The organism is Serratia sp. LTN-2 (assembly GCF_059740205.1).
This window is the reverse complement of record NZ_JCAXDO010000006.1, coordinates 138,471-151,532: the sequence shown is the minus strand read 5'-3', so window position 1 is coordinate 151,532 and position 13,062 is coordinate 138,471. Positions and strand designations below refer to the sequence as shown.

Below are 13,062 nucleotides of genomic sequence, written 5' to 3'. Positions count from 1 at the left end.
GGGTTTACGCAGTGACCTCAGGCGCCTTACGTTCCCGGATGTTCGTCCTGATCGACCGCAAAACAGGCTACCATCTGCTCACCGTACTGTTTGAGCTGGGGCTGCAGCTGCACGCAGGTGCCAAAGGCGCGGCGGCAGCGGGCGTTGAACGCACAGCCCGGCGGCGGGTTCATCGGACTGGGCAGTTCGCCGGTCAGCTTGATGCGCTCGCGGCGCATATCCGGATTCAACCGCGGCGTCGCCGACAGCAACGCCTGGGTGTACGGATGGCGCGGGTTGTTGAAGATCGCCTCTTTACTGCCCTTTTCCACGCAGCGGCCGAGGTACATCACCATCACCTCGTCGGCGATGTGTTCCACCACCGACAGATCGTGCGAAATGAACACATAGGACAGCCCCAGCTCCTGCTGCAGATCCATCATCAGGTTCAGCACCTGAGCGCGCACCGACACGTCCAGCGCCGACACCGGCTCATCGGCGATCACCACGTCCGGGTTCAGCATCAGCCCGCGGGCGATGGCGATACGCTGACGCTGGCCGCCGGAAAACATGTGCGGGTAACGGTCGTAATGCTCGGTTTTCAGGCCGACCTTCGCCATCATCTCTAGCGCTTTTTCCCGCCGCTCGGCGGCGCTGAGGGGCGTGTTGATCAACAGCGGCTCCTCGAGGATCTGCCCGACCTTCTTGCGCGGGTTGAGCGATCCGTAAGGATTCTGGAACACGATTTGGATCTTCTGGCGGCGCAGCTTCTCGGCGGAAACGTCCGGCTTCAGCAGATCCTGCCCCTGGTAATACAGCTCGCCGCCGGTCGGCACTTCGATCATCGTCAGCAGGCGGCCGAGCGTCGATTTGCCGCAGCCCGACTCGCCGACCACCGCCAGCGTTTTGCCGCGCTCCAGGGTGAAGGAGACGCCATCCAGCGCCTTGACCAGCCGCTCCGGCGCGAACAGGCCCTTTTTCACCGGGTAATGCTTCTTCAGGTCGATCGCCTGCAGTAAAGGTTGATTCTGGCTCATACGGTCGGCCTCCCCGCATCATCCAGCGGTGTGTGACATTTAACCTGACGGCCGGGAATGCTGCGCAGTTCCGGCTCCTCGTTACGGCAGCGCTCGTTGGCGTAGGGACAGCGCGGGTTGAGCAGGCAGCCGGTCGGGCGATCGTATTTGCCCGGCACCACGCCCGGCAGCGAAGCCAGCCGTGCCTTGTCGGCGGCGAACTCCGGCAGCGCGCGCAGCAGCGCCTGGGTATAAGGGTGACGCGGAGCACGGAAAATCTCCGCCGCCTTGCCGGATTCCACCACCTGGCCGGCGTACATCACGATGATGTGATGCGCTGCTTCCGCCACCAGCGCCAGATCGTGGGTGATCAGCACCAGCGCCATATTCTCGCGCTGCTGCAGATCCAGCAGCAGTTCGATGATCTGCGCCTGGATGGTCACGTCGAGCGCGGTCGTCGGCTCATCGGCGATCAGCAGCTTCGGCCGACAGGCGATGGCCATGGCGATCATCACGCGCTGGCTCATACCGCCGGAAAGTTGGTGCGGGTACACGTCCAGCCGCGAGGCCGGATCGGGGATACCCACCTGCGTCAGCAGGTCGATGGCGCGCTGGCGACGGGTGCGGCGGTTGCCGCCCTGATGCACCTTCAGCGCTTCCATGATTTGATAGCCGACGGTGTAGCACGGGTTCAGGCTGGTCATCGGATCCTGGAAGATCATCGCCACTTCGGAGCCCACCAGCTGGCGGCGCTCTTTTTCGGAGATCTTGCGCAAATCCTGGCCGTTGAACTCCAGCTTGTCGGCCATCACCTTGCCGGGAAAATCGATCAGGCCCATGATCGCCAGCGAGCTGACGGATTTGCCGGAGCCGGATTCACCGACGATGCCGACCACCTGGCCTTGATCCACGCTGTAACTGATGCGGTCCACTGCGCGGAACGGGGTGCCTTCGTCACCGAAGTGCACCGAAAGCTTGTCTACATTCAATAACGCCATCTCTCTCGTCCTCTGTTACTGCTTGAGTTTGGGGTCGAGAGCATCACGCAAGCCGTCCCCCATCAGGTTAAATGCCAGCACCGTCAGCAGGATCGCCAGACCGGGGAAGGTCACGACCCACCAGGCGCTTTGCGCGAACTGCAGCACGTCGGAGAGCATGGTGCCCCACTCCGGCGTCGGCGGTTGCGCGCCCATGCCCAGGAAGCCGAGAGCGGCCATGTCCAGAATGGCGTTCGAGAAACCGAGAGAAGCCTGAACGATCAAAGGCGCCAGGCAGTTAGGCAGAATATTGACGAACATCTGGCGCAGCGCGCCGGCGCCCGCCACCCGCGAGGCGGTGACGTAATCGCGGTTCACTTCCGCCAGCACCGCCGCGCGCGTCAGACGCACATAGTGCGGCAGGGCGACGAAGGTGAGCGCCAGCGAGGCGTTGACGATCGACGGCCCGAAGACCGCCACCAGCACCAGCGCCAGCAGCAGGCTCGGCAGGGCCAGCATGATGTCGACGACACGCATGATCACCGCGTCCACCGCGCCGCCGAAGTAACCGGCCAGCAGGCCGAGCACCACGCCCATGATCAGCGACAGCACCACCACCAGACAGCCGACCAGCAGCGACAGGCGCGCGCCGTACATCAGGCGCGATAGCACGTCGCGGCCGACGTCGTCGGTGCCGAGAATGTATTGCCAGCTGCCGCCCTCTTGCCACACCGGCGGCTTGAGCAGCGCGTCGCGGAACTGGTCCGCCGGCGCATGCGGCGCCAGCACCCCGGCGCCGAGCGCGATCACCAGCATCAGAACGATATACACCAGGCCGACCACGGCCCCTTTATTGCGCTTGAAATAGTGCCAGAACTCCTGGAACGGGGTCATCGGCTTCGGCGCACCTTTAACTGCAGACTCAGTAACTTGAGACATGAGAGCGCCCCTTATTTCTTGTGGCGAATACGCGGGTTGACCACGCCGTAGAGCACGTCTACCAGCAGGTTAACCAGAATGATCATACAGGCGACCAGCAACACCCCGCCCTGCACCACCGGGTAATCGCGGCGCTGCAGCGCGTCGATCAGCCAGCGGCCGAGCCCCGGCCAGGAGAAGATGGTTTCAGTCAGAATGGCGCCGGCCAGCATGGTGCCGACCTGCAGCCCGATCACCGTCACCACCGGCAGCAGCGCGTTGCGCAGCGCGTGAACGACGATCACCCGCATGCGGCTCACGCCCTTGGCGCGCGCGGTGCGGATATAGTCTTCGCCCAGCACTTCCAGCATCGAGGAGCGGGTCATGCGCACGATCACCGCCAGCGGGATAGTGCCCAGCACAATGGCCGGCAGGATCATATGCATCACGGCATCGATAAAGTCGCCCGGCTCGCCCCAGATCAGGGTGTCTATCAGCATGAAGCCGGTCAGCGGATGGCTGTCGTCGAGGAATACCGTGTCGCTGATGCGCCCCGATACCGGCGTCAGGTTAAGCTGCACCGACACCAGCATGATCAGCATCATGCCCCACCAGAAAATTGGCATCGAATAGCCGGTCAGCGAGATGCCCACCGCGGTGTGATCGAAGACCGAGCCGCGTTTGACCGCCGCCAGCACCCCGACCGGGATGCCCACCAGCACCGCGAACAGCATCGCGCAGAAACCCAGCTCCAGCGTAGCCTGGAAGCGCGGAACGAACTCGCTCCAGACGGAGATGCGGCTTTTGAGTGAGGTGCCCAAATCGCCGTGCAGCACGTTGGACACGTAGGAGAAATATTGTTGATAAAGCGGCTTGTCCAGCCCCATTTCCGCCATCAGCTGCGCGTGGCGCTCGGCGGAGATACCGCGTTCCCCGGCCATGATGGTCACCGGGTCGCCGGGGATCATATGGACGAATGCAAAAGTCAGCAACGTAATGCCGATAAACGTTGGGATAACTAACCCCAAACGTCGGAGTATGAACTGCAACATATCCCGAACTCTCTGTATCAATGCCCGGCAGCTCATCGTCCGCCAGGCTTATTAACGCTCACATGCCTTTGAACGATTCGACGGCCATACGCCGGAGACTGGTCAGCAGAGGCGCAAACCTGTTGCGCCCCTGCAAGTCCATTCGTGCGTCTCCGGTAAAGCGGTCGAAATCAGTCTACAGAGACATTCTCGAAGTGATGCTTACCGAGCGGATCCACGACGTAGCCTTTCACTTCCTTACGCACAGGCTCATACACGGTGGAGTGTGCGACAATCAGCGCCGGAGCCTGATCGTGCATCACCACCTGCGCCTGTTTGTACAGTTCGATACGCTTGTCGTGGTTGGATTCGGCGCGCGCCGGTTGAATCAGATCTTCAAACGGCTTGTAGCACCAGCGGGAGTAGTTGGAGCCGTCTTTCGCCGCCGCGCAGCTGAACAGCGTGGCGAAGAAGTTGTCCGGATCCCCGTTGTCGCCGGTCCAGCCCATCATCACCGTCTGGTGCTCGCCCGCTTTGGCGCGCTTGAGGTATTCACCCCACTCATAGGTCACGATTTTGGCTTTCACGCCGATCTTGGCCCAGTCGGCCTGGATCATTTCCGCCATGCGGCGCGCGTTCGGGTTGTAAGGACGCTGTACCGGCATCGCCCACAGATCGATGCTGAAACCGTCGGCCATGCCCGCTTCTTTCAGCAGCTCTTTCGCCTTGGCCGGATCGTAAGCGTAATCCTGCACCGCGTCGTTATAGCCCCACATGGTCGGCGGGATCAGGTTCTTGGCCGCCTGGCCCGCGCCCTGATAGACCGCATCGATGATCGCCTGCTTGTTGACCGCCATGGTCAACGCCTGACGTACCTTCAGGTTATCCAGCGGCTTTTTCTCGACGTTGAACGACAGGTAGCCCACGTTCAGGCCCGGCTGTTCCATCAGGTTGATGGACTTGTCCTGCTTCATGCGGGCGATATCGGCCGGGTTCGGATACGGCATCACCTGGCATTCGTTTTTCTGCAGTTTGGCGTAACGCACGGAGGCGTCAGGCGTGATGGAGAACACCAGGCGATCGATCTTCGGCTTGGTGCCCCAGAAACCGTCGAACGCCTTGTACAGGATCTTGGAGTCTTTCTGGTATTGCAGCAGCTGGAATGGGCCGGTGCCGATCGGATTCAGGTCGACTTTCTCCGGCGTGCCGGCTTTCATCATCACGTCAGCATATTCGGCAGACAGGATGGACGCGAAGTCCATGCCCAGGTCAGCCAGGAACGGTGCCTCCGGGCGATTCAGCACAAAGCGCACGGTGTTGTCGTCGACTTTTTCGATCTTGGCGATCAGCTTAGGCATGTCCATGCCTTCGAAGTATTCGTAACTGCCGCCGGACACCTTGTGATAGGCGTTGTTGGCATCCAACTGGCGCTCAAAGGAGAACACCACGTCGTCGGCGTTGAAATCGCGCGTCGGCTTGAAATCTTTGCTGCTCTGCCACTTCACGCCTTTGCGCAGGTGGAAGGTGTAGGTTTTGCCGTCTTCGCTGACGTCCCACTTCTCCGCCAGACCTGGCTGCAGTTCGGTGGTGCCGATTTTGAATTCGACCAGACGGTTGTAGATCGGTACCGAGCTGGCGTCGTAGGTGGTGCCGGAGGTGAACAGCTGCGGGTTGAACCCTTCCGGGGAACCTTCAGAACAGTAAACCAACGTCTTGGCCTGTACGCTGGCCGCCACGGTCAGCGCGATCAGCCCAATGCCGAATTTCAGAACCCCCGATTTACCCAAGGAACGTGTCATCGTTAGTGCTCCATTGTGTGATGTGATGTGTGTAATTGCCGCCAGACCTGTATTTTTTATTGCGTGGCCTGTGCGGTCGGCGCCCGAAGGCAGAAGGTATAAGAGGAGAGAATGCCGGATGGAACGCATCGCGGCGGGGACGTCTGAGCGCGTGGAATTCACTCAAACAACTCTCGCTCTTATCCCTGAGGCTATCAAGTTGCCAACTGTTTGGGGTGTCGTCAATATAACCAGTGGGGATTTACGCAGACTGTGAGAAACAGCAAACAAACATAAAAAAAACCTTTTGTTAACAGTTCCAGCATGAAAATTTATGCTAAGCGGTCATTTTTAGCGCATTGGTCTGACCCCCACAAACTTACTGGTTTTTAACTCCGTTAAAAAACGCCAAAACTTTGTTGCTGAATGATGAATATCTGAACGGTTATTTTTGTGATCGCCGTTAAAGACAGAAGGAAATGCTGAAGGATTACCCAAAAGGGTGAGTCCGATGACCGCGTTTTGCTCGGGGCAAAGCCACAATCTGTGCGGCGTAAAAAAACTTTCGGCGGCGAAAAAGCCGGGGGCGAAAGGATATCCCCCGGCAACGCACTGCAACCGATTATTGAACGCCGGCGCTGTTGCCCAGGCTGGCGTTCATGCTGTTGAGAATATCGCCGTTATCCGCGTCGATCTCCCAGGAGAACAGGCCGCCCAACTGCTTATCCAGCACGTACTTACCTTTGGCCTGCACCGAGCGGGCATCGTCGAAGGTGATCAGATCGCCGGTGGAAGGCTTGAACACGTATGGCGCTTCCGCCGTAGCGTCGTAGGTGTACTGCCACTCGCCGCTCATGAACTGGCTGGCGATTTGGCGATAATCCACGATGCCGTTCTCCCAGGTGCCTTTGACCGGCCCGGTGGCGGTGCCGGTGAACGGAATATTGTTCTGGTAGCCGTTCACCCCGGTCCAGCCGCGGCCATACATGGCGGTGCCGACCACGATCTTGCCCGGCGTGACGCCCTGCGCCAGCAGCGCATTGACGCCGTTCACCGTGGTGTAAGCGGTGTCCGGCTTCCAGGCCGGCGCATTCAGCGCGGTCTGATGCCCCAGATTCTTCAGATCGAAGGCGCCGTAGAAGTCGTAGCTCATCAGGAAAATGTGATCCATCGAGTTCTGCGCGACGTTGTACGCCACCTTGTCGATCTTGTCCTTGCCGGCGCTGATAGCGGAGGTCAGCTCATACTTGCGGCCGGTTTCCGCCGACAGCTGATCCAGCATCGCCCGCAGCTCTTTCATCAGCAGCACATAGGTTTCCCCGTCCTGCGGGCTGCCCAGGTTCGGGTTGGCGCCTTTGCCACCGGGGAATTCCCAGTCGATATCCACGCCGTCGAAGAACTTCCAGGCCTGCAGGAACTCTTTCACCGAGCCGACGAAACGATCGCGCTTCACCTTGTCGCCCATGAAGAAGAACGGGTCAGACAGCGTCCAGCCGCCGATCGACGGCAGGATTTTCAGATCGGGACGCGCCTGCTTCAGCGCCATCAGTTGGCCGAAGTTGCCCTTGTAGGGGTCATCCCAGGCGGTCACGCCCTTCTGCGCTTTTTGCAGCGCGGCGAACGGATCGTGGATAGAGACTTTGAAGTCCTCACGCCCCTGGCAGGAGCGCTGCAGCGCCTGGAAGCTGCCTTCGATCTCTTTCAGGCTGTCGTTGATGCCGTTGCCGCCGCAGATCGGGATAAAGCCGTACAGCAGGTGGGTCAGGTTCTGCGCCGGGATCTTGTCGACGGTGAAATTGCGCCCGTAAACGCCCCACTCGACGAAATAAGAACCGACCACTTTGCCGGAGTTCTGTTTATAAGGTTTATTCTTTTCCAACAGCGGCTCTTTCAACGGCGCCAAATGACTGCCGTCGGTGTCGGCCACCACAATTTCGGTGGCGTCGCTGGCGGTGCAGCCGTCGGCATTGCACAATGCCACCTGCATTTGATAACGGCCGCCTTTATTGACTTTAAAATTCGCCGTACCGGAAGAACCGGTTGAAGGGCCGCTCCACGCCTCTTTGCCATTTAATAAAATCTTGGCCGTCGTGCCCGCGTCGCCATTCCATAAATTCCAGGAGACCGAAACGTCGGCGGCATTTTTTACCTTCACCAGATTATTATAAGCGGTGGCCGCCTGATCGACTTCGACGATGGCGAACTTGGTGTTACCCCAGGCGATGGTCGGCTTGCCCGGCGCGGCGGCCTGCGCCGCGGAACACAGCGTGCTGCCGATCAACAGCGCCAACAGCGGTTTATTAAATTTGCGCATAACTGATTCCTTTATTCCGAGAGGATAAACATAAAAGAGTTAATCATCGCGATGCATTGCCGAAGCGAAAAAATTCCGCAATAATCCACGAAGATTAAAATCAATAAATAGCAACAGCGTCTTTCCACGTGGCGAAATAATCATTCCCACCGCGTACATTCAGACTATAAATAAAAAAGGCGTGAAAACAAGAGCGCTATCAACTGGGTTTTATTCAGCAAGCGTGAATTTATTTTAATATAAATAAAAGAAAGCACGACAAATAAGGATAGTGAATTTTTTATTAAGGAAAGATAAATATTTATCAGGATTACACCACACTCTGCAGTCATGGTGTTGTCATTATTGACAACACCATGACTGTGTTGGTACTGTGAACAACACTTAAGGAAAGAGCATGCCTTCGCAGCTAATTTACCAAGACAGGATCCCCCTGGCACCTGCCGCATTTGCACAACTCATCATTTGGCGGGTAGAGCCGCCCGTCAGGGCCAGCGGCCACTGTTATAAATACCGATTTGCCTATGTAAAAGACGGCATTTGTCGACTGCGGTATGACAATGAAGCGGGCAAAGGCGATCACAAACATATCGATGGCAAAGAAGAGCCGCTTAATTTCACGACCATTGATGCCTTGCTCGACAGTTTCTGGCGCGAGGTTATGCAGCTTACAGAGGAGTCATGATGAACACAGTCACCATTCGGGTCGCTTCAGTCGAAGAAATGAAACTCGCACTGAAGGAAGCCGCAACAGGCCAGCAAAGCGCTCAAGGGCATTACATCACATTCCTGGATTGGGAGCGGCTGTGGAAAACCTTATCACCCAAGAAAATGCATATCTTGCATACCATGACCGGCGCCGGCGAACTTTCCATTCGGGAAGTTGCACGCCGAGTGAAACGTGATGTGAAAGCGGTGCATACCGATCTGCAGGCGCTGTTAGGCTGCGGCATCGTCGATAAAGGTGAACAAGGCGTGATTTTCCCCTATGACGAAATCCATTTTGACTTCGTTGTAGGCAAAGCCGCCTAAACGACAGGCGAAAAAAAACCTGCTTTAAAAAGCAGGTTTTTCGAATGGTGGTCGGCGAGAGAGGATTACGCGCATCCTTGATGCGCGCCCTGCGGGCCGTTGCTGAAGCAACGTTGTCTCGCTTCGCGAGGCTCGAACCTCCTGCGGAGGTACTCATCCTCATAAACTGCAGGCGAAAAAAAACCTGCTTTAAAAGCAGGTTTTTCGAATGGTGGTCGGCGAGAGAGGATTCGAACCTCCGACCCACTGGTCCCAAACCAGTTGCGCTACCAAGCTGCGCTACTCGCCGATGCGGGGCGCATCTTACTGCTGGCGGTTATAGGCGTCAATCACTTTTTTGCCCCCGTATTTCAAGTGGTGATAAAAGCGCCATAATGCGCTGCGCCGGGGGTTGCGCAGCGCAGGATGCTCAGGCTTTGGCGGTTTTCAGCGCCGGCGTCTGCGCACGCAGGAACGGCAGCAGGAACAGCGCCGACAGGCAGGCGGCGATGGAAATCACCACGAAGAAGCCGTTCCAATGCCAGATTTCCATCACCCGCGCGATCGGATAGCCAGACAGCGCCGCGCCCAGGTAGGCGAACAGGCCGACGAAACCGGTCGCCGCGCCCGCCGCATCCTTGTGCGAGCACTCCGCCGCCGCCATGCCGATCAGCATCTGCGGGCCGAAGATGAAGAAGCCGATGGCGAAGAAGCAGCAGGCCTGCAGCAGGTAGGTGACGCCCGGCATCAGCCACAGCGCGGCTACCGACAGGAAGATACCGATAGCGAAGATCAGGTTCATCGGGCCGCGGTTGCCGCGGAACAGCTTGTCGGAACCCCAACCGGCTACCAGCGAACCGATGAAGCCGCCCACTTCAAACAGCGAGATAGCCGAGTTGGCGGTCATCAGCGAATAACCTTTTTCCTGCGTCAGATAGAGGTTGCCCCAGTCGTTGATCGCGGTACGCACGATGTACACCAGCACGTAAGAGACCGCCAGCAGCCAGATGTACTTGTTGGTCAGCACGTAGCGCTTGATGATCTCGCGATTGCTCAGCCCCTGACCTTCCGACTCCTGCACCAGCTCCATGGCGTCGTTGCGCCATTTGCCGACGCTCGGCAGCCCCATGCTGGTCGGCTTGTCGCGCAGACGCCAGCACATCAGCAGGCCCAGCACCACGCCGATGATGCCGGGAATGATCATGCCGTAACGCCAGCTGAAGTGCAGCGAGATAAAGCCCACCAGCAGCGGGATCAGCGCGCCGCCGACGTTGTGCGACGTGTTCCAGATCGCCCACCAGCTGCCGCGCTCGGAGCGCGAATACCAGCTGGTGAGGATTTTGGAGCACGGCGGCCAGCCCCAGCCCTGGAAGAAGGCGTTGAGGATCCACAGCGTGCCCAGCATCATCAACGACGAGCTGAGGCCGAAGAAGATATTCAGCACCCCGGTCATGATCAGGCCCAGGCCCATAAAGTAACGCGGGTTGGAACGATCGCTGATCATGCCGGAAATGAATTTCGAGCAGCCGTAGGTGATGTAGAACAGCGTGCCGAGAATGCCGACGTCAGACATCGTCAGGCCCAGATCGCTCAGCATCGCCGGCATGATGAAGTTGAAGCTTTTGCGCGTGAAGTAAAACGCGGCGTAGCCGATGTACATGGTGCACATCAGCTGGATGCGCCAGTATTTGTAGCTGGCGTCGATCTGCCGTTGATCGGTGACCTGCGGCGCGTCCGGGCGGCTTTTAAGGAAAGACCACATGTGGAACCTCAGAGGATTGAATAAAGTGCCGCTATGATGCTCCTCGCGCGCGCGTGGAGCTTACGCCGGATTCCCGACGCGGCTAGGAGTTTTTCCTAGTTTTGCGCCTGCGCCGGCGAAACTGTGGGCAAGATCACACTCAAACAGGCGCCCCGCTCAGAGGTGAGCCGCAGGCTGCCGCCGAGAGCGCTGATACGCTCCTGCATGCCGCGCAGGCCGTATCCCGGCTGATGGTTATCCGCAGCAAAACCCACGCCGTTGTCACGGATGGTCAGGGCGATCTGCGGCGCGGCGCCTTTGCGCGGTTGCAGGCGCGCGTCCAACTCCAGGCGGCTGGCGCCGGCGTGGCGGCACACATTGGTCACGCCTTCCTGGCACACCCGATACAGCGTGATTTTCAGCGTTTCATCCAGCAGTTCGTCCGGTACCTGCCACTGCATGCTGCTCACCAGCGACGCGTCCTGCGGCAGCGACTCCCGCAGCATCGCCGCCACCGCCGCCGACAGCGGCAGGTTGTTCAGCGCCGCCGGCCACAGCTGGGTCAGCACATCGTGCACCCCGTCGTAGACCCGCAGCGCCAACGCATCGATGGCGTCGGCGCAGCCGATCACCGCCGGCTCCGGCGCCAGGCGCTTGACGATGCTGGCCTGAGTGCGAATAACGGTGATGGTCTGCCCCACTTCATCGTGCAGCTCGCGCGCCACCTCACGCCGGGTTTGTTCCTCCGCCGTCACCAGCGCCCGCGCCAGCTGCCGATTCTCTTCCAGCCGCAGCCTCAGTTGCTGATTCAGCTCGCGCTGGCGCTGAATGCCGGCCCCCAGCAGCAACCCGGTCAGGCTTTGGGCCAGCAACGACAACAGCAGATCGCGGTGCGACTCCGGCTGCGGCGGCTCGTTGACCATCAGCGCCACGCCGTTGAGCAGCGTCGCCAACAGCGCCCCCTGCCAGCCGTAGCGGTAAGACATGAACACGATTGGGATCGCCAGGCAGAAAGGCGCGAAACGGCGCAGCTCGGCGGCGTTAACCTGCTGCTGCAGCCAGATGCTGAACGCAAACAGCAGCAGATAGCTGGCCAGGTGACCGAGGCGCAGCTCCACCGGTTTGTGGATCAGCCCCGGCTCCAGCGGCACCCAGATTTGGCGCGCCAAATAGTGCCACAGCAGCAGGCAGGTCGGCGCGATGGTGAAACCGCCGGTCAGGCCGAGCAGCAGCGCGCGGGCGCCCTCGCCGCTCACCAGTTGCCACACCAGCGCCTGCAATAAAGCGGCAGCGGCCACCACCGCGCCCTGCAACAGCGGCCAGCGCCATTCACTGTCGCTCTGCTGATGGCGCAGCAACCACGGCGAGGCCAGCAGGCTGAGCAGCACCGTCAGTACCAGCACCGCCACCGATGCCCACAGCGCCGGGCCATAGCCGAACTGATCCGCCAGCAGCGCCATCAGCAGTAGGTCAGCCAGCAGGATCCCCGGCCAGAAACGGTACGGGCTCTGCAGCAGAATGCCCATGCGCAGGCCGAACGGGAACAGCAACAGCGCCTGCCAGGGCGGATCGATCAGCGCGGTGCCGATGCCCCACAGGCAAAACGCGCTGGCGGCATAGATGAAAAACAGCGCCAGCTGGGTGATCAGGCGCTGCGTCACAGATTCAACATCCGTCTGGCCAGCTCGACGTTGTTATTGATGCCCAGCTTGGCGAACAGGTTGGCGCGATGCACATGCACCGTCTTCGGCGACAGCCCCAGCGCAGCGGCAATCTCGCGCACCTCCTGCCCCTGCGCCAACAGCAGCGCGATCTCGCGCTCGCGCCGGGTGAGCGGATCCACCTTCACCCGCGCCAGCTGCTGGGCGATTTCCGGCATCAGGTAGACGCCGCCGCCGGCGACGGTGCGCACTGCGGTGATCAGATCTTCCGGCTTGCAACGCTTGGAGAGAAAGCCGCTGGCGCCGCGCTCCAGCGCCATTTCCACCAGCGCCGGATTATCGTGCATCGACAGCATCACCACGCGAATGCCGGAAGGAATGTCCGCCAGCAGATCCAGCCCGCTGCCGTCCGGCATCGAAATGTCGCAGATGCAGATTTCCGCCTCTAGCCCCGGCAGGCCGGCGCGCGCCTGCGCCGCGCTGCTGAATTCGCCCACCACCTGAATATCGGCCTCCAGCGACAGCAGCTGCACAAAGCCCGAACGCACAATGTCATGATCGTCGATAAACGCCACGCGCAGGGTCATGGAAATCTCCGGTTAGCAGGGAAAGTGCGCAAGTATACCGTATGCACAC

11 protein-coding genes, 1 tRNA gene and 1 other RNA gene are annotated in these 13,062 nt (G+C 59.7%); 2 read left to right on the top strand and 11 right to left on the bottom strand.

Annotation, left to right across the window (positions count from 1 at the left end):
- Positions 1-26: 26 nt before the first annotated feature.
- From dppF to chiA, 6 genes are all read right to left on the bottom strand, one after another.
- A complete protein-coding gene (dppF, locus tag AC6BYQ_RS14220; RefSeq protein WP_060424251.1) occupies positions 27-1,016 on the bottom strand; it encodes a dipeptide ABC transporter ATP-binding subunit DppF in 990 nt (329 codons plus the stop codon).
- Entirely contained in the window at positions 1,013-1,993 is a 981-nt protein-coding gene (gene dppD, locus AC6BYQ_RS14215; protein WP_019452581.1) for a dipeptide ABC transporter ATP-binding protein, read from the bottom strand. Before dppD ends, dppF begins: the two co-directional genes overlap by 4 nt.
- Before the next feature lie 15 nt (positions 1,994-2,008).
- Positions 2,009-2,911 (bottom strand): dipeptide ABC transporter permease DppC, encoded by a 903-nt coding sequence (gene dppC / locus AC6BYQ_RS14210; RefSeq protein ID WP_025160406.1) that lies wholly within the window; start codon positions 2,909-2,911, stop codon positions 2,009-2,011.
- Positions 2,912-2,922: 11 nt separating this feature from the next.
- Positions 2,923-3,942, bottom strand: a complete 1,020-nt coding sequence (dppB, locus tag AC6BYQ_RS14205; RefSeq protein ID WP_043129106.1) for a dipeptide ABC transporter permease DppB — start codon at positions 3,940-3,942, stop codon at positions 2,923-2,925.
- A gap of 170 nt (positions 3,943-4,112) precedes the next feature.
- Complete coding sequence (gene dppA / locus AC6BYQ_RS14200; RefSeq protein ID WP_019452584.1) at positions 4,113-5,720, bottom strand: dipeptide ABC transporter periplasmic-binding protein DppA; 1,608 nt, start codon at positions 5,718-5,720, stop codon at positions 4,113-4,115.
- Between the two features lie 601 nt (positions 5,721-6,321).
- Entirely contained in the window at positions 6,322-8,013 is a 1,692-nt protein-coding gene (gene chiA, locus AC6BYQ_RS14195) for a chitinase ChiA (RefSeq protein ID WP_498057071.1), read from the bottom strand.
- A gap of 397 nt (positions 8,014-8,410) precedes the next feature.
- On the opposite strand from chiA, the gene AC6BYQ_RS14190 reads away from it, so the two are divergent.
- Both AC6BYQ_RS14190 and AC6BYQ_RS14185 read left to right on the top strand, forming a co-directional pair.
- A complete protein-coding gene (locus AC6BYQ_RS14190) occupies positions 8,411-8,698 on the top strand; it encodes a toxin-antitoxin system TumE family protein (RefSeq protein ID WP_498057070.1) in 288 nt (95 codons plus the stop codon).
- Positions 8,698-9,045: an HVO_A0114 family putative DNA-binding protein gene (locus tag AC6BYQ_RS14185; protein WP_442999481.1), complete on the top strand. Its 348-nt coding sequence runs from the start codon at positions 8,698-8,700 to the stop codon at positions 9,043-9,045. The genes AC6BYQ_RS14190 and AC6BYQ_RS14185 overlap by 1 nt, the downstream gene beginning before the upstream one ends.
- A 48-nt stretch (positions 9,046-9,093) precedes the next feature.
- Here AC6BYQ_RS14185 and AC6BYQ_RS14180 read toward each other — a convergent pair.
- The 5 genes from AC6BYQ_RS14180 to uhpA form a co-directional block, all read right to left on the bottom strand.
- Positions 9,094-9,222, bottom strand: a non-coding RNA gene (locus AC6BYQ_RS14180) — RtT sRNA.
- Positions 9,223-9,257: 35 nt separating this feature from the next.
- A tRNA-Pro gene (locus AC6BYQ_RS14175) sits at positions 9,258-9,334 on the bottom strand.
- A gap of 120 nt (positions 9,335-9,454) precedes the next feature.
- Entirely contained in the window at positions 9,455-10,786 is a 1,332-nt protein-coding gene (locus tag AC6BYQ_RS14170; RefSeq protein ID WP_019452586.1) for an MFS transporter, read from the bottom strand.
- A 95-nt stretch (positions 10,787-10,881) separates the two neighbouring features.
- Positions 10,882-12,426, bottom strand: coding sequence for a sensor histidine kinase (uhpB, locus tag AC6BYQ_RS14165; protein WP_498057069.1), 1,545 nt, complete (start codon positions 12,424-12,426; stop codon positions 10,882-10,884).
- On the bottom strand, positions 12,423-13,013 hold the full coding sequence (gene uhpA / locus AC6BYQ_RS14160) for a response regulator transcription factor UhpA (protein ID WP_019452588.1): 591 nt from the start codon (positions 13,011-13,013) through the stop codon (positions 12,423-12,425). The genes uhpB and uhpA overlap by 4 nt, the downstream gene beginning before the upstream one ends.
- Between the last annotated feature and the right edge of the window lie 49 nt (positions 13,014-13,062).